Raw genomic sequence first — 15,965 nt, 5'->3', positions numbered from 1 at the left:
AAACAATGAAAAAATACATAAGCAGTGTATTTATATTCTTTTTTATAGGGAGTATTATAGCCCAAGAACAAGAAAAAGAAATGAGCTTATCAATGCAAGAAGCAATTGATTATGCTATAAAAAACAGTTACGATAACAAAGTTTCTTTAAATAATATTGAGGCAGCAAAAAAGAAAAAATGGGAAACAACCACAATTGGTTTGCCACAAATTAATGGAAAAGTAGATTATCAAAATTGGTTAAAACGACAAGTTTCATTTTTACCAGCAGAGTTCACAGGAGGTGAACCAGGTACTTTTGAACCAGTAACATTTGTCCCAGAACAAACCATGAACGCCTCTGTAACACTGACTCAGTTAATTTTTGATGGTTCGTATTTGGTAGGATTACAATCAGCAAAAACATACTTGAAAATTTCAGAACAAGCAAAGGTAAAAACAGAGTTATCAACACGCGAAGCTGTTATTAATGCTTATGGAAATGTATTAGTTACAGAAAAGTCAATTGAAATCTTAGAAAATAACAAAAAGATATTAGAGAAAAACTTGAATGAAACCCAAAAAACGTATGATAACGGGTTAACAGAGTTGGAAAATGTAGAACAACTTCAAATTACTTTAGGAAATGTTGAAAGTAATTTAAGAAATGCTGAGCGATTAAAAGAAATAGCATATCAAATGCTGAATGTTTCATTAGGAAATTCAATTGATACTCAGCTAACTTTAACCTCTACTTTAGATAATTTAGTTGTAGAGAATACTGATTTAAGTTTATTGGCAAGCCAGTTTAATATTGATAATCATATTGATTTTAGAATTGCTCAAAACGACAGAGAAAGTAAGCGTTTGTTAATGAGGTTAGAGCAAAGTAAGGCTCTGCCAAGTTTATCTGCTTTTATAAACTACGGGGCAAATGCAAACTCAGATGATTTTAGCTTTTTAGATAGCGGCCAAAAATGGTATGATTACTCTTTATTCGGAGTAAGTTTAAACGTGCCTATTTTTAGTTCTTTCGGAAGAAGTTCAAGAACAGCGCAAGCTAAAATAGAATTAGAGAATGCTGATATCCGATTAGAAGAAGCGAAGCAAAAATTAAATCTCCAAGTTGAAACTGCTAAGAGCGAATATCAATTAGGAATAGAAAACTATGAAACTGCTAAGAAAAATTTAGCCTTAGCAGAGCGCATTGAGAAAAAGCAACAAGTAAAGTTTTTTGAAGGAATTTCTTCAAGTTTCGATTTGTTACAAGCGCAAAATCAGTTATACACACAGCAAAACAATTACGTACAATCAATGTTGAACGTAATAGCCAAAAAAGCACAGTTAGAAAACGCATTAAATATACCACTAAAACAAAATCAACTATAATGAGAAAAATATATTCACTATTCGCAATTACATTGCTTTTGGCTTCTTGTGGAGGCAAAAAAGAGCAATCGGTACAAGATGTAATTGCATCTAACGACTTAGCTAAAATTCGAGAGAAAAAAGCAACATTAGAAGATAAAATACAGGTATTAACTGAAGATATTAAACTTTTAAATAGTAAAATATCTGAGTTAGATACCAATAAAAAAGTTCCTTTAATCACTGTTCTTTCAGCAAAAGAAGAAGTGTTCGACCATTATTTAGAACTACAAGGAGATGTTCAAACAAAACAAAATGTACTAATTTATCCTGAAATGCCAGGGCTTTTAACGCGTATCTACGTAAAAGAAGGACAGTATGTTAACAAAGGACAAGCCCTAGCAAAGATTGATGATGGAGGTTTGGCTAATCAATTAGCACAAATTGAAGCGCAAGCAGCTTTAGCAGAAACAACCTACAAACGTCAAGAGCGTTTATGGAATCAAAAAATAGGATCAGAAATTCAGTATTTACAAGCAAAAACAAATTACGAAGCACAAACCAATGCTGTTAGTCAGTTAAGAAGACAATTGGCAAAGTCGGTAATTACTGCGCCTTTTTCAGGAGTAATTGATGATGTAATAAAAGAGCAAGGAACAGTGGTAGCACCAGGCATGGGTTCAGAAGTTTTTAGAATAGTAAACTTAAAAAATATGTATATCGAAACCGATGTACCTGAAAGCTATATTACGTCTATTAAAAAAGGGAAAAATGTAGAAGTTGAGTTTCCTGTATTAGGAGAAAAATTGACTTCTAAAATTCGTCAAGCAGGTAATTTTATCAATCCAGCAAACAGAACATTTAAAGTAGAAGTTGAGGTTCCTAATAAAGATGGAAACATCAAGCCAAATTTAACAGCGAAGTTAAAAATCAATGATTATTCTAACGAAAAGGCAATTCTAATACCACAAAGTATTATTTCAGAAAATGCGAATGGCGAACAATATGTGTACGTAGTAGAAGATATCAAAGATCAAATAGGGACTGCTAAACAAACAATTATAACTACAGGAAAAACACAAGGAGACATTATTGAAGTTTTAAGCGGAATTGAAAGTGGGACAAAAATTATTGATGAAGGAGCGCGTAGTGTTAAAAACGGACAAGAAGTTAAGATTTTAACAGTTTCAAAAGACGCGAAATAACCCACAAAAGTTATACAACTCATGACTGAAAAACAAAAAAAGCAAGTAGATAAAGAATTTGGTTTATCATCTTGGGCAATAAATAACAAAACAACCATCTATGTAATGATGGTTATGATACTTATATCAGGTATTTCCGCATTTTTAAGTATGCCAAGAGAGAGCTTTCCAGAAGTTAAAGAAACCAAAATTTATGTTAGTTCTTTATATCCAGGGAACACTGCAGAAGATATTGAAAAACTAATTACCGATCCGTTAGAAGACAGACTAAAAACGGTGAGTAATGTGGTTGAAATAACTTCTACATCACAAGAAGATTACTCGATGGTAGTAGTTGAATTTGATGAAAACATTACAGTTGATCAAGCAAAACAAAAGGTAAAAGATGAAATAGATCAAGAAACATCTGGTGAAGATTGGCCTACATTTAACGGGGCTAAAGTAGAACCGAATGTTTTTGAATTGAGTCTTTCTGAAGAAATGCCAATTTTAAATATTAATATTTCTGGAGATTATCCTGTTGATAAATTAAAAGAATTTGGTGAATATTTAGAAGATGAGATAGAAGATTTACAAGAAATAAAAAAAGTAGATATCCGTGGTGCTGAAGAAAAAGAAGTTGAAGTAGCGGTAGATATTTACAAAATGATGGCAGCTCAGGTAAGTTTTCAAGACGTTATCAATTCCATTAACGGAGGAAACTTAACCATGTCGGCAGGTAATTTAATTGCCAGTGGTCAACGACGTACAGTGCGTATTTTAGGAGAGATTGAAAATCCGCAAGAGTTACAAGATTTTGTTGTGAAATCTGAAAAAGGAAATTCTATTTACTTAAAAGATATTGCTAAAGTTTCTTTTAAAGATAAAGATAAAACTACGTACGCTCGTGAATTCGGAGCAGCTGTGGTGATGCTAGACGTGAAAAAACGATCAGGAAAAAACATGGTAGAGGCGGCTGAAAAAATTCAAAAAATTGTTGAAGAAGCCAAAGCAAATGTTTTTCCAAGGAACTTAAAAATAACCATTGCTAACGATCAATCTTCAAAAACTATTGGTCAGGTAGATGATTTGGTAAACAACATCATTTTTGGGGTAATTCTGGTAGTATTAGTGTTAATGTTCTTCTTAGGGTTCAAAAATGCCTTATTTGTTGGATTTGCAATACCAATGTCAATGTTCATGTCATTAATGATATTGAGTTGGTTAGGATATACCATGAACACCATGATTCTTTTCGGATTAATTATGGGATTAGGTATGTTGGTAGATAACGGTATTGTAGTTGTAGAAAACGTATACCGTTTAATGGATGAAGGAATGCCAAGGATTGAGGCAGCAAAGAAAGGAATTGGAGAAATCGCATTTCCAATTATCATCTCAACGGCAACAACTGTGGCTGCATTTATTCCGTTAGGAATGTGGCCAGGAACGATGGGGCAGTTTATGATATACTTCCCTGTAACATTATCTGTAGTATTAGGTTCATCATTATTTGTAGCTATTTTCTTCAACTCAGTGTTGGTATCACAATTTATGAGTGTTGAAGATAAAAACATGCCGTTAAGACGTATTATCATCTTATCATCAGTAATGGCAGTGATAGGATTATTAATAGCATTTTTAGGCGGAACTTACCGAGCATTAGGAACTGTAATGATTTTTACAGCGATCATGTTGTGGATGTACCGATTGTTTCTTAGACCTTGGGCAAACGCTTTTCAAAACAGCGTGTTGCCACGTTGGGAACGTATGTATGAAAAAACACTTCGCGCAGCTTTAAAAGGTTGGAGACCTTATATTATTTCTTTAGGAACATTAGTTTTATTATTTATAGCTTTTGGAGGTTTTGGAGCTTCAGTAGGAAGCCAACGTACAAAAGTAGAATTCTTCCCAGATAATACTCCGAATCAGATTATTGTATATATCGAGTATCCGCAAGGAACCGATATAGAAAAAACAAATCTGATTATGAAAGATATAGAAGAGCGTGTGTATAAAATATTAAACGCACCTGAATATGTGAATAATGGGTACAATTTCATGGTAGAAAGTGCGGTTTCTCAAGTAGGAGCAGGTTCTGGAAATCCGCAAACTGATGGAGGTTCAACTGCAGAAATGCCCCATAAAGGTAAAATAACGGCGTCTATGCGTGAATATAAATATCGTGAAGGGGCAGATAGTAAGGAGTTGCAAAGAAAAGTAACCGAAGCCTTACGTGGAATTTATCCAGGATTAGAAATTTCAGTAGAAAAAGAAGCTGTAGGACCACCTGTAGGATATCCAATTAATATAGAGTTAGAAGGAAACGATTACGGAGAATTAATTACCACTGCTGAAAAAATGCGTGAATTTATCAACACTAAAAGTATCGCAGGTATTGATGAGTTAAAGATTGATGTAAACAAATCGAAACCATCAATGTTGGTAAATGTTGATCGTAAAAAAGCAGGAGAATTAGGAGTGAGTTCATCGCAAGTAGGTAATCAGCTACGTAATGCTATTTTTGGTTCGAAAGCAGGAGTTTACAAAGAAGACGGAGATGATTACGATATTTACGTTCGCTTTAATGAAGAAAATAGATATAACAAAAGTGCTGTTTTCAATCAGAAGATCACTTTTAGAGATATGGCTACAGGAACCATTAAAGAAATTCCGATATCTGCAGTAGCAGAACAAACTAATACTTCAGGTTTTAGCGCCATTAAGCACAAAGATGTTAAAAGGGTGGTAACAGTTTATTCAGCATTAGCTCCTGGTTATACAGATGCGGCTGCAATTGTATCTAAAATTCAGCAAGAAATGAAATCGTTTACTGAAAAACCAGATTCAGTAAAAGTGGATTATACAGGGCAAATCGAAGAGCAAAATAAACAAATGGCTTTCTTAATGAAAGCGTTTTTTGGCGGACTAGGGTTAATCTTTTTAATCTTGATATTTCAATTCAATTCGGTTTCAAAACCAGGAATCATCATGTTAGCTATTTTCTTGAGCTTAATTGGTGTTTTTGGAGGATTAATCATTACAGCAAAACCATTCGTAATTATGATGACGATGATGGGTATTATTTCCCTTGCTGGTATTGTAGTAAATAACGGAGTGGTACTGCTAGATTATACACAATTATTAATAGATCGTAAAAAGGTGGAGCAAGGACTTGCTCCTGATGAATATGTAGATGTACGTACTTTAGGAGAAGTCGTAATTAGAGGAGGTAAGGCACGTTTACGTCCAGTATTATTAACGGCGATTACCACGGTTTTAGGATTAATCCCGTTAGCAACAGGGTTAAATATTAACTTCTTTACATTGGCAAGTGAGTTAAATCCGCACATATATGTAGGTGGAGATAATGTAGTGTTCTGGGGGCCTTTAGCATGGACAGTTATTTACGGACTATTCATTGCTACTTTCTTAACATTAATAGTAGTACCAATATTATTCTACTTAGTCACCAAGTTTAAAATGTGGTTACGTAGCGTTCTATAATTGATTTTTTGTTAACTGTAAAAAGGGTTAAAAGTAATTTACTTTTAACCCTTTTTTATATTTTCGTACTATGAACAAACCGGTTTTTACAGTTGAGGAAATAAAAAGGAAGATGGAGCACTATTGTGTATATCAAGACAGGTGTCATAAAGAAATAGAAACAAAATTAAAAGAATACCGGTTGATTCCTGAAGCGAGAGAACATATTTTATTACACTTACTAGAGCATAATTTTTTGAACGAAGAACGTTTTTCAAAAAGTTTTGCAAGAGGAAAGTTCAGAATAAAAAAATGGGGAAAAGAACGAATTGTTAGAGAGTTAAAGTTTCGAGATATTTCTGCTTACAATATAAAATCAGCATTGAAAGAAATTGATGAAGAAGAATACATCAAAACCTTATATGAATTAGTTGATAAAAAGAATGCATTGGTTAAGGAAACTAATAAGTTTAAGCGAAAAAAGAAAATAGCCGATTACTTATTGTATCGAGGCTTTGAAAGTAATTTAGTATACGAAGCTTTAAAAACTATTGATTCTTAAATAAGCTATCCAGATTAATTTCACTATCAAACTTTTTCTTAGCGTACACAGTATTTATTTTGTCGTTAACGCTACCAAAAATCACCATAATTTTTTCTACTTGATTATTTACTTCACTAGCAGAAATAGAAGGAATCAACGTCATATCCGCCAAACGTAAAGTTTCATTTTCAAAAACATTAATACGAGCTTTAAAGGCAGGTGTTTTTAGCGATTCTATATTTAAACTGTCCTTTAGTTGTTTTGTAAGTGTTTTTAACTCTAAAGCGTTGTTTAAAGCTTCAGTAGGAGTTGTGTTTTTCAACTCTTGCAAAAAATCCTCAACAATAAAATATTCTTTCCAAGGCTTAATTTCGTCAACGTACTTTTCATTTATTTTAGAGTAATCAGTATGCTCAATCGAAATGTTCATTTCAGTTTTAGTAGGTAACTCTTCTTTTTGCTCATTCTTTTTTTTACAAGAAGTAATTAAAAAAAATAATGAAGCAATAACAAATAAAAAACGACTCATTTTAATAAAATAATTAAGCGATAAAAGTACATATTTTACTTGGTATTCTTTACAGAATTAAATTAGAAGTTTGAAATCAGTAAATTAGCTATCCCTTTTGTAGATAGTTAAAAAAGAGCAAATGCTTTTTGCGAAATCTTAAATTTAATAACTTTGCAAACATCTATTTTTGAATAATTTAAAATGAGTGAAACGATATTAATTTTAGGAGCTTGCGGGCAAATAGGAACAGAATTAACCCAAAAATTACGTGCTATTTATGGGACAGATAATGTAATAGCCTCCGATATTAGAGAAGGGGATTCAGAAATGATGAGTTCAGGACCTTTTGAAATTATCGACGCTACCAATCAAGAGCAAATTTTAAATGTTGTTCAAAAATATAAAGTAACCCAAGTGTATTTAATGGCTGCAATGTTATCAGCAACTGCTGAAAAGTACCCATTAAAAGGTTGGGATTTAAACATGACTTCGTTGTTAGCGGTGTTAGAGTTAGCAAGAGAAAAATATATTCAAAAAATATACTGGCCTAGTTCTATGGCAGCGTTTGGACCTACTTCACCAAAAATGAATACGCCACAGCAAACCATTATGGAGCCTTCTACCGTTTACGGAATTAGTAAGGTTGCAGGAGAACATTGGTGTAATTATTACCACGATAAGTACGGTGTAGATGTAAGAAGTATTCGTTATCCGGGAATTATCAGTTGGAAAACATTACCAGGTGGAGGTACTACGGATTATGCGGTAGATATTTACTTTGATGCCTTAGAAAAAGGTACTTTCGAATGTTTTTTATCTGAAAACACTCGCTTGCCAATGATGTATATGGATGACGCTATCAATGCAACCATTCAATTAATGCAAGCGGATGCTGAAAAGATTAAAACAAGAACTTCATACAATTTAGCGGCAATTAGTTTTACGCCAAAAGAAATAGCTACTGAAATTAAAAAATACATTCCAGATTTTACCATTACGTACAACCCAGATTTTAGACAAGCGATTGCTGATAGTTGGCCTCAGGTAATAGACGATTCGGCAGCAAGAAAAGATTGGGGCTGGAGACATCAGTTCGATTTAGCCTCAATGACTAAAGATATTATTACGAGTTTACAAGCTAAAGCCGAAGAATCAGCTGAGGTGTAAGGTTATATTCTTTCTTTCGTCTATGGTATTCAAGTTTTATAGTAAAGTGTAACTTAGGTTACGAATTCTGTGTTATAGAAGAAATATTTTTGCAATAGAATATACTACCAATGAAAAAAATTATTGAAGAAAGCTTAGAAAGAGCATTGTCATATACTGAGTATAGAAACTTGGTAAGTACTTTGTTAACTGAAGGGAAATCTACAGGACCTAATCAGTCAGAAGATTTGTTAAACTACAGTAAGTTAAACGACAAACGTATGAAGCGTTTGGACAAAACGATTCAACTTACTGAGGAGACCATCGCTAAAATTAAAGATGTAAAAGAACCGCAAACTTGGTTGGTGTTAACCGAAGGTTGGTGTGGTGATGCAGCACAAAACATTCCTGTAATTCATAAAATCGCCGCTGAAAATCCGAATATCAATTTTAAATTGGTTTTACGAGATGAAAATTTAGAGTTGATGGATGCTTTTTTAACCAACGGTGGAAGATCCATTCCGAAATTGATTGCTTTGAATGAAGAGAAAGAAGTGATTAATACTTGGGGACCAAGACCAACAATAGCTACACAAATGGTTGCTGATTACAAAGCGAAAAATGGAAGTTTAGATGCCGAATTTAAAGAAAACTTACAAGTTTGGTACAATAAAAATAAAGGAGAAAATACACAAGAAGATATTATCTCTATGCTTCAATAAATAACAAGAAAAAATAAATAATTCCCCTTTTTGATTTTATTCAAGAAGGGGATTTGTTTTCTGTATCTTTGCGCCCATAACGAATTAATATGTTTGTAGAATTCAATACCTTATCAGAAGAAGCCAAAGTATGGGTATATCCATCAAGCCGAAAATTTTATCCTCAAGAAATTGATGAATTAAAAGAAAAATTGCAAAGCTTTGTAGAAGCATGGAAACAAGATGATGCTGATTTTAAAGCTTCTTTTGAATTGAAATACGATCGTTTTATTGTTTTTTCTGCGGAAGAAGATGCTCAATTAACCAATGCAGACATTGACCAACAAGTTGCTTTTATTTTGCAACTACAGCAAGAATATGAAGTTGAGTTGCTAGACAAAATGAACGTGTGTTTTAAGCAAGGAGAGTTCATCCAATACAAAGATGTAAAAGAGTTTAAAACATTGCTTAAAAAGAAGTCAGTATCCGCTAAAACAGTTGTTTTTGATAATTTAGTACAAACAAAAGGCGAATTAGAAAATTACTGGGAAGTACCTATTACTGAAAGCTGGTACAATCGATTTTTATAAGCTTTCTACAAACTCATCAACACTCTGCGCATTGTCTACCGAAAAATCTCCAATTTTGGTTCTTCGTAATACAGATAAATGTGCTCCAGAATTTAACGCTTCCCCATAATCGTTAGCAATAGAACGAATATAAGTTCCTTTACTACATACGATTCTGAATTCAACATTAGGTAAATCAATTTTGGTGATTTCAAACTCGTTGATTTCCACTTCGCGAGCTTTGATTTCAGTAGTTTCACCCTTTCGAGCTAATTCATATAAACGTTTTCCGTCTTTTTTAATCGCAGAGAAAATAGGTGGTTTTTGCTGAATTTTACCAGTAAATTGCTCTGTAGTTTTGTGTAATAACTCTTTTGTGATATGTTCCGTAGGAAACGTTTCGTTGATTTCTGTTTCTAAATCGTAACTAGGTGTGGTAGCACCAATAACAAAAGTACCTGTATATTCTTTTATCTGACCTTGATATTCGTTAATGTTTTTGGTTTGTTTACCTGTACAAATGATTAATAAACCAGTAGCTAACGGATCTAAAGTTCCTGCATGTCCTACTTTAATTTTTTTAATATTAAAGTGCTTACGAATATGCCAACGAAGCTTATTTACCACTTGAAAAGAAGTCCATTCTAATGGTTTGTCGATCAATAAAATTTGTCCGTTTTTGTAATCTTCCGCAGTCATTTAGAAAAATAAAGAATAGCCAATGGCAATTAAACCTACAATAGCACAGTATAATGAGAAATATGATAATTTACTCTTTTTAACTAAGGCTATCATCCAAGTACATGCTAATAATCCAGAGATAAAAGCAGCAACAAACCCAGCAGACAAAGGAACAATCTCTGAACTCTGAAAATTAATATCACCACTTAAAATATCTTTGGCAACTTTTCCTAAAATTAATGGAACCACCATTAAAAAAGAAAAACGAGCTGCTCTGGTACGATCTACACCTAATAATACTGAAGTTGAAATCGTAGCTCCTGAACGAGAAATACCAGGTAACATAGCAATAGCTTGTGAAATACCAATAATTACTGCGTTTTTAAAAGAAACACTTTTGTTGGTGTTTTTAGCTTTATCTGCTAATAAAAGTAATACAGAAGTTACTAAAAGCATGAATCCTACTAATAAAATTTTTCCACCGAAAAAGCTTTCTAACTCTTTTTCAAAAGTAAGTCCAATAACTACAGCTGGAATCATCGATAAGATAATTTTTACTGAAAACTGCATTTCTTCATTCCATTTAAATTGAAATAAACCTCTAAAAATCTCAGCAATTTCTTTTCTAAACACTACGATAGTACTTAATGCTGTTGCAGCATGTAATACGACGGTAAAAGTTAAGCTCTCTTGAGGTACAGAGGTGTCTCCAAAAATAGCTTTGGCTAATTCTAAATGTCCACTTGAAGATACTGGTAAAAATTCAGTAAGTCCTTGAATTATTCCAAGGATAATCGCTTCTAATAAATCCATGCTTATTTTTTAGGATTGGCAAAAATAGCATAAATTTCTATACCCAATCCGATAATTACCAAGGTAGGAGCTAAGCGAATTCTTTGCCAGTTGTAAATATCAGGATTAAAAACGTTAGGATCGTCACTACCGCCACCTGCCATTAAAATAAATCCTAAGGCAATTACGGCAATACCAATTAACATAATCATGTAATTTCTTTTACCGAATAAAAATTCTTGATTTGGTGAATTATCTTTTTTCATAAAATAGTTTACTAATAGTATAAGTCGTTTGTTTGTAGGTTTAAAAAGCGCTGTGTGGCAAAGAAAGTACTAATCCATGTAATAAAAAATGCAACCAATATAACTCCACCAGCTACATACCCTAAAGCAACGTAATCTTTAAGTAGTTCTAATGTAGGGATGTATTTGTCTACATAATAAATTAAAATACCTAATCCGCTTATTGCTATAAAAGCACCTAATAGTCCTAGTTTTATACTTTGCCAAATAAAAGGTTTACGAATAAAACTTTTTGTAGCGCCTACCATTTGCATGGTTTTTATATTGAATCGTTTTGAGTAAATTGACAATCGGATAGAGCTGTTTATTAAAATAATAGCAACTAACCCAAAAAAACCACTCAATACTAACAGCCAAAAACTAATACGTTGAATATTTTTGGTAAGCAATTGTACTAATGGTTTGTCATAACTTACTTCAGCTACAAATTTGTTTTTATCAAAAGATTTTTCAAGCTCACTCATTTTTTCAGGAGTTACAAAATCTGCTTTCAGATAAATGTCTATTCCATTTTTTAACGGATTATCTCCCAAAAACTGTAAAAAATCTTCGCCTAAATCTTTTTTATATTCTTTGGCAGCGTCTTCTTTAGAAATATAAACCACCTTATTAACAAACTCTTCTTTTTTAATAGCTTCTTTAAGACTTTTAATGTTTTTGTCAGCTACTTCATCTTTTAAGAAAAGCGTCATAACTACTTTTTCCTTAAAGTGATTCGCAACTTTTGTTGATTTTAAAAGAACTAAACCTAAAACACCAATCATAAAAAGTACAAGTGCAATACTTACTACTACTGATATGTATGAAGATTGTAATCGGCGTTTTTGAAAAGAATCAAAAGAGGTTGTCATTAGTAAATACTGATTTTAAGGCGTTGCAAGATACAAATATTTAATTTTTAAATACTTCCTATTCTTCTATCTCTTGACATAACTCTATAAGTACACCATTAGTAGTTTTAGGATGTAAAAAAGCTACTAGTTTATTATCGGCTCCTTTTTTAGGAGTTTCATTCAAAACTATAAAGCCTTCATTTTGTAAACGTTTAATTTCTTCTTTTATGTTATCAACCGCAAAAGCAATGTGATGAATTCCTTCTCCTTTTTTTTCTATAAACTTGGCTATAGGGCTATCAGGCTTTGTAGCTTCTAATAATTCAATTTTATTAGGCCCCGATTTAAAAAAAGAGGTTTTTACTCCTTCACTAGCAACTTCTTCAATTTTATAATGAGCTTCACCAAAAAGAGAAGCAAATAAAGCATTCGATTTTTCTAGGTCCTTTACGGCTATACCAATATGTTCAATTTTGTTCATAGGGTAAAAGTATAAAAAACTCTTCTTAAAAGCTTCATAAAAAACAAGAGTATATGACACGGAAAATAAACAGTTTAAATATTGAAGCTTTTAGGGTGTTTTTCCCTTTTGTAAGTATTGTGAGTGTTGTTAAAAGGTTGAAAACATAGTTTTTAATGAGGTTTTTTTAAAAGAATAGCTTTTTTTATTAAAAATTAACCTCCTATATTTAAGAAATTTTAAAACTTTTTTTGTGAAAAAAATAAATCTACTACAACTACTATTTTTAACTGTGATGATGAGTGTTGCAGTTTCATGCGATAATATCAATCATAAATGTGATTGTGACGATTGGCAATCTCAAGTGCCTGAAGGAACATTTTGTTATGCAAATCAAGGAAGACCTTCAAACATGTTAAAGTATAAAGAAATTATAAGCATGCTTGAATCGTATGATGAAACTAGAAAAGAAGTATTAGAGAAATCGTTAGGATTTGAAGATACAAGAGTAAATAGTTATCCAATTCAACAATTAAAAGATTACTTGGGGTATATAGAGAGTTTGTGTGCAGAAAAAGAAATTCCATTAACGGGAATTAATATTATTTCGGCTGCTTATCCTGAAAATTATTCTGGATCTAAATCGGCAGGTTATCAAACACTAATTTTTATGCCAACGACAACTATTGATGGTGAAGAGTTTGTAACCTTCGATCCGTTAAAGTCTAAAAAAGGAGCACCTACAACTTTTAAATCTATTTTAGCGAAAAGAGGGTATCATTGGTCTTATGACAAAAGTAGAGTTTCTAAAGAAGCGCAAAAAGCAGGAATAATGAATTTTAATTCAATGCAAGATGATTTAGAAGATAGTTCAGGGGCTAATAGGTTAAAACCAACACCTCCATATTAATAGGTTAATAAAGTATGTATTATTTATGTCTTATATTTATTGGTATCTCTTCAATTTTATATATATACAGGTATGTTAAAGATTCAGCTTTAAAAAAAACAAGGTTTTTTTTAGTATATCTAATATTAACGGCTTTGGTAGAAGCTATCATAAATTTTGTAATAAATATTGGTGTTCATAATACAAACTATATATATAATGCATATAGTTTAATTGAGTTTAATTTACTCTTCATGTTTTACTATGAAGTATCTAATGATAAAATTACAAAAAAGACTATAATAAGTTCATTTACATTGTTTAATGTAATAAGTTTTGGGTGGTTTTGGTACCATGATTTTAATTTTTCTCTTTTTAATTCATTTGTTATAGTACTTGGTGCATTTTTAATGGCGACAATATTATTTTTATCATTGAGAGAACTTTTGTTGTCAGATAAAATAGTAAATTACAAAACAGATGTAATATTTTGGATTACTACTGGATTGCTGCTGTATTATTTAGGATCTATACCTCTTATGGCAATACATAGTTTTATGGAAAAGGGAATGGCCTTTTTTCAAATACACAACATACAATTTGTAGTAACTATTTTCTTGCATAGTTGTGTTATAATAGGTTTGATATGGAGTTGGAAGAAAGTAGAATAATAATTGTTGTAATAGTCACAATCTTAACAATTTTGGGAGTTGTTTTTTTAGTGGTATTGTTTACTGTATTTCAAAATCGTAAGAATAAATTATTATTAGAGCGTGCTGAAAATAAAAAGCGGTATGAACGAGAAATCGCTGAAACTCAAATAGAAATACGAGAAGAAACTTTACGAAATATAAGCTGGGAGTTGCACGATAATATAGGGCAACTCCTAACTTTAGCTAGAATACAACTACAACATGCTTCGCCTGAAAATATGGGGGAAATCTCTGAAATTATTGCGGAAAGCCTAACAGAAGTTAGAGCGCTGTCAAAAATTATTAACCCCGATTTTATAAATAATATAAAACTAAAAGAAGCAATAAACTTAGAAGTAGAGCGATTTAATAGGTTAAATTATATTGATGCTAAGTTAACAATTGTAGGAGAAGAACAAGAGATTAATCAAAAGCATGGGATAATTATTTTTAGAATACTTCAAGAATTTTTTTCAAATACTATAAAGCATTCGAAAGCCTCTCAATTAGAAGTCTTCTTGAATTATAAAGAAGATTCTGTCGAAATTAAAGCGCAAGACAACGGTGTAGGTTTTGATATGGTAAGAGTAGGTTTAAAAGGTATAGGTTTGCAGAATATAAAAGCAAGAGCAAAATTGATAAATGCAGAAGCAAAATTTAAATCAGCACCTAAAAAAGGAACTTGTTTAATAATAAATTATTATATTTAACGAGCCTTAGTGTATATCCCCCAACAACAAATACTAACCTAACTCATTGAAACTATGAAATACTCAGTTGTTGTTGTAGATGATCATACGTTATTATCACAGGCTATTGAAGGTATGGTAAACACCTTTGATAAATTCAAAGTGCTTTACACTTGTAAAAACGGAAAAGAGGTTGAAGAAAAATTTTCTGCCTCACCTAAAAATATACCTGATTTAGTTCTAGTAGATGTAAATATGCCTGTGATGAATGGTATTGAAACTACTGAATGGATTGTGGAAAATTATCCGCAAGTACATGTCATGGCCTTATCTGTTGAAGATGCCGATGGCACTATTTTAAAAATGTTAAAGGCAGGAGCTGTTGGTTACTTGCTGAAAGATACAAAAAAAGAAATATTAGAAAAGGCGCTTCTAGAAATGATGGATAATGGCTTTTATCATACAAAAAATGTCACAACTTTATTGCTAGACTCAGTTTCTGGAAAAAAAGAGAGAAATAATCTAGCGTTTAAAGCAAATGAAATTACTTTTATGAAGTTGGCTTGTTCAGAGTTGACCTATAAAGAAATTGCCGAAAAAATGTTTCTAAGTCCGAAAACGATTGACGGTTATCGCGATAGTTTATTTACAAAATTAAACGTAAGAAACAGAGTAGGATTGGTAATGTACGCGATAAAAAATAAAATTTATACTCCGTAATTTTATGCTTAAATTTGCAGCATGGAAGAAACAAATAGACAACGAAAAATTGCAGGAGTATTGCAACAAGACTTGGTAGACGTTTTGCAACGTGCTGCGCAAGATGGAATGAAGGGAGTGATTATATCGGTATCTAAAGTTTCGGTTACTGCCGATTTAGGAGTAGCTAAAGTGTACTTAAGTGTATTTCCTTCAGAAAAAAGAGATGAGATTATTGATGGGGTGAAGTCTAATACTCCTTTAATCCGTCACGAATTAGCAAAACGAACAAAAAATCAACTTAGAAGAATGCCAGAACTGTTATTCTTTGGAGATGATAGTTTAGATTATATTGAAGATATTGATAAATCCTTAAAAGGAGAAGATGTCGATCCAATAAAAAATCCAGATATCTTACCTCGTCGCCAAAAACGTTAA

General features: G+C 32.1%; 18 protein-coding genes. 12 read left to right on the top strand and 6 right to left on the bottom strand.

The features are described from left to right. Positions 1 to 5: 5 nt before the first annotated feature. The 4 genes from Q0663_RS11510 (at position 6) to Q0663_RS11495 (ending at position 6,578) form a co-directional block, all read left to right on the top strand. The gene (locus Q0663_RS11510) at positions 6 to 1,367 is read left to right on the top strand and encodes a TolC family protein (RefSeq protein ID WP_299011162.1); all 1,362 of its coding nucleotides are present in this window, start codon (positions 6 to 8) and stop codon (positions 1,365 to 1,367) included. Beyond that, the gene (locus Q0663_RS11505) at positions 1,367 to 2,551 is read left to right on the top strand and encodes an efflux RND transporter periplasmic adaptor subunit (RefSeq protein ID WP_299011160.1); all 1,185 of its coding nucleotides are present in this window, start codon (positions 1,367 to 1,369) and stop codon (positions 2,549 to 2,551) included. Before Q0663_RS11510 ends, Q0663_RS11505 begins: the two co-directional genes overlap by 1 nt. A 21-nt stretch (positions 2,552 to 2,572) precedes the next feature. Further along, positions 2,573 to 6,037 (top strand): efflux RND transporter permease subunit, encoded by a 3,465-nt coding sequence (locus tag Q0663_RS11500; protein ID WP_299011158.1) that lies wholly within the window; start codon positions 2,573 to 2,575, stop codon positions 6,035 to 6,037. Between the two features lie 70 nt (positions 6,038 to 6,107). Beyond that, positions 6,108 to 6,578 (top strand): regulatory protein RecX, encoded by a 471-nt coding sequence (locus Q0663_RS11495; RefSeq protein ID WP_299011156.1) that lies wholly within the window; start codon positions 6,108 to 6,110, stop codon positions 6,576 to 6,578. Here the strand turns inward: Q0663_RS11495 and Q0663_RS11490 are convergent. Further along, positions 6,565 to 7,089 carry a hypothetical protein gene (locus tag Q0663_RS11490; protein WP_299011154.1) on the bottom strand — a complete coding sequence of 175 codons (525 nt, stop codon included), beginning with the start codon at positions 7,087 to 7,089 and terminating at the stop codon, positions 6,565 to 6,567. The two genes, Q0663_RS11495 and Q0663_RS11490, sit on opposite strands and share 14 nt — an antisense overlap. A 183-nt stretch (positions 7,090 to 7,272) precedes the next feature. Here Q0663_RS11490 and Q0663_RS11485 point away from each other — a divergent pair, with 183 nt between their 5' ends. The 3 genes from Q0663_RS11485 (at position 7,273) to Q0663_RS11475 (ending at position 9,508) form a co-directional block, all read left to right on the top strand. Continuing rightward, positions 7,273 to 8,238: an NAD-dependent epimerase/dehydratase family protein gene (locus Q0663_RS11485; protein ID WP_299011152.1), complete on the top strand. Its 966-nt coding sequence runs from the start codon at positions 7,273 to 7,275 to the stop codon at positions 8,236 to 8,238. Positions 8,239 to 8,348: 110 nt separating this feature from the next. After that, positions 8,349 to 8,939 (top strand): thioredoxin family protein, encoded by a 591-nt coding sequence (locus Q0663_RS11480; protein WP_299011150.1) that lies wholly within the window; start codon positions 8,349 to 8,351, stop codon positions 8,937 to 8,939. A gap of 89 nt (positions 8,940 to 9,028) precedes the next feature. After that, positions 9,029 to 9,508 (top strand): ABC transporter ATPase, encoded by a 480-nt coding sequence (locus Q0663_RS11475; protein ID WP_299011148.1) that lies wholly within the window; start codon positions 9,029 to 9,031, stop codon positions 9,506 to 9,508. On the opposite strand, the gene truB is transcribed toward Q0663_RS11475, so the two are convergent. From truB to mce, 5 genes are read right to left on the bottom strand one after another with little or no spacing between them, the layout of a single operon-like run. Continuing rightward, complete coding sequence (gene truB, locus Q0663_RS11470; protein WP_299011146.1) at positions 9,503 to 10,186, bottom strand: tRNA pseudouridine(55) synthase TruB; 684 nt, start codon at positions 10,184 to 10,186, stop codon at positions 9,503 to 9,505. The genes Q0663_RS11475 and truB overlap by 6 nt on opposite strands. After that, positions 10,187 to 10,981 (bottom strand): undecaprenyl-diphosphate phosphatase, encoded by a 795-nt coding sequence (locus tag Q0663_RS11465; protein ID WP_299011145.1) that lies wholly within the window; start codon positions 10,979 to 10,981, stop codon positions 10,187 to 10,189. 2 nt (positions 10,982 to 10,983) lie between these two features. Continuing rightward, positions 10,984 to 11,226, bottom strand: coding sequence for a DUF3098 domain-containing protein (locus Q0663_RS11460; protein ID WP_274633365.1), 243 nt, complete (start codon positions 11,224 to 11,226; stop codon positions 10,984 to 10,986). 11 nt (positions 11,227 to 11,237) lie between these two features. Continuing rightward, the gene (locus Q0663_RS11455; protein WP_299011142.1) at positions 11,238 to 12,116 is read right to left on the bottom strand and encodes a permease-like cell division protein FtsX; all 879 of its coding nucleotides are present in this window, start codon (positions 12,114 to 12,116) and stop codon (positions 11,238 to 11,240) included. A gap of 58 nt (positions 12,117 to 12,174) precedes the next feature. Next, a complete protein-coding gene (gene mce / locus Q0663_RS11450; RefSeq protein WP_299011140.1) occupies positions 12,175 to 12,579 on the bottom strand; it encodes a methylmalonyl-CoA epimerase in 405 nt (134 codons plus the stop codon). 232 nt (positions 12,580 to 12,811) lie between these two features. Here mce and Q0663_RS11445 point away from each other — a divergent pair, with 232 nt between their 5' ends. From Q0663_RS11445 to rbfA, 5 genes are all read left to right on the top strand, one after another. Further along, a complete protein-coding gene (locus Q0663_RS11445; RefSeq protein ID WP_274633362.1) occupies positions 12,812 to 13,468 on the top strand; it encodes a hypothetical protein in 657 nt (218 codons plus the stop codon). A 134-nt stretch (positions 13,469 to 13,602) separates the two neighbouring features. Beyond that, entirely contained in the window at positions 13,603 to 14,118 is a 516-nt protein-coding gene (locus Q0663_RS11440; RefSeq protein WP_299011138.1) for a hypothetical protein, read from the top strand. Next, on the top strand, positions 14,094 to 14,849 hold the full coding sequence (locus Q0663_RS11435) for an ATP-binding protein (RefSeq protein WP_299011136.1): 756 nt from the start codon (positions 14,094 to 14,096) through the stop codon (positions 14,847 to 14,849). Before Q0663_RS11440 ends, Q0663_RS11435 begins: the two co-directional genes overlap by 25 nt. 54 nt (positions 14,850 to 14,903) lie before the next feature. Then, positions 14,904 to 15,548, top strand: coding sequence for a response regulator transcription factor (locus Q0663_RS11430; protein ID WP_299011135.1), 645 nt, complete (start codon positions 14,904 to 14,906; stop codon positions 15,546 to 15,548). 21 nt (positions 15,549 to 15,569) lie between these two features. Beyond that, positions 15,570 to 15,965, top strand: coding sequence for a 30S ribosome-binding factor RbfA (rbfA, locus tag Q0663_RS11425; RefSeq protein ID WP_274633358.1), 396 nt, complete (start codon positions 15,570 to 15,572; stop codon positions 15,963 to 15,965).

Origin of the sequence: uncultured Tenacibaculum sp. (genome assembly GCF_947504135.1) — a bacterium.
Classification (GTDB): Bacteria; Bacteroidota; Bacteroidia; order Flavobacteriales; family Flavobacteriaceae; genus Polaribacter.
Note: the sequence above shows the minus strand (reverse complement) of the source record. Positions and strands in the feature narration are given on the sequence as shown.